Annotated in this window: 1 protein-coding gene; it reads right to left on the bottom strand. The window is 66.5% G+C overall.

Features of this window, described 5'->3' with window-relative positions; translation table 11 throughout:
• Positions 1–258: 258 nt before the first annotated feature.
• A partial coding sequence (locus ACZ5CR_RS45515) for an MFS transporter (protein WP_468869653.1) occupies positions 259–1,340 on the bottom strand: 1,082 nt, incomplete at its 5' end.

The following is a 1,340-nucleotide window of genomic DNA, read 5'->3' as shown; positions in this document are numbered from 1 at the left end:
TCCACCGGGGCGCCGATCGAGGCGATCCGCTCCAGGATCGCGGGCCACCGGTCCTCGGGGTTGCCGTCGCCGTCCTTGAGGGCTCCGTGGCCCAGGTTCTGGAAGAAGATCCGGATGATCTTGTTGTCGGGCATGCATGCCTCCTGAGGGATCGCGGTACCGGTGTCTTGCGGCACGTTGGGCTGTGCATCGTTTGGGGCTTGCAGAGCGTGGACGGGCTGGCCGGTCCGTCTTGGCTGAGCGGGACGGGACGGTGGATCAGGTGCCGCCTTGGACTGCAGAGGTTGCAGGGGCGGGGACTGCGCGCAGGGAACGTACAGGCGAGCACCACAGGATCAGGAACGGTGCGGCGAGGGCGCAGGTGATCACTGTGAGGGTGGGACGCAGGCCGATGAGCGTGCCCAGAACACCGGCCAGGAGGGCAGCGAACGGCCGCAGCCCCAGACCTAGCCACGCGCCGGTTGCTTGAGCGCGGCCCTGCAGATGGTCAGGACAGAGCTCTTGGCGGACGCTGCGCTGCAGCACGCCGTGTGCGACCGCGGCGCAGGTCTGCATCAGCATGCCGGCCCCGATTGCGATCTGCCCACCGACGCCAGGGCCGACAACGATGAGAGGGATCTGGGCGAGCGGGTTCAGCGCCAGTGCGGCGAGCATGACGGGCCCAGCTCCCCACCGTCGTTCGAGTGGTCTCCAGAGCAGGGCACCGAGGAACCCGCCGACGCCGCCCGCGCCCATGACGATGCCGAGGACGGTCGGGCTCCAGGACAGCTCTCGCAGCAGGTACAGCGACCAGAGCGCCGAGCTGGCGACGAGGACGAACGAGGTAGTTGCGTTGGACAGGACGATCGACCGCACGAGGGGTGCCTTGAGGGTGTAGTCGAGCCCTTCGCGGATCTCCGTCCATTGGCTGGTGTCCGCAGGCCGAGGAGCAGGCTTGGGTTCACGGTGGCGGATACGGAGCAGGCACCAAGCGCAGATCAGGTAGGAGACCGTGTCCAATGCGATCGCCCTGGCAGCGCCCAACATGGTGACCAGGAGACCGCCCAGGTTGTTGCCTGCCAAGTCGGCAAGCGAGTTCGCCGCACCGAGCTTCGAGTTCCCTTCCCTGAGTTGATCCCCGCGCAGCAGAGCCGGGAGGTAGCTGATCGAGGCGTTGCTGCCGATTACATGGAGCGCCGAGACGAGGAACGAGACCGCATAGAGCTGTCCCAGAGTGATCTCTCCGAGCCACTGGGCGAGCGGGATGCTGGCCAAAGTGACGGCGCACAGGACATCGCAGCTGATGATGATCGGTCTCTTGCGGTAGCGGTCAGCAAGTACGCCCGAATGGAGAGAAACCA

It is taken from the genome of Streptomyces sp. NPDC031274 (genome assembly GCF_055570235.1).
The sequence above is the reverse complement of the archived record's forward strand: the minus strand, read 5'-3'. Positions and strand labels throughout refer to the sequence as shown.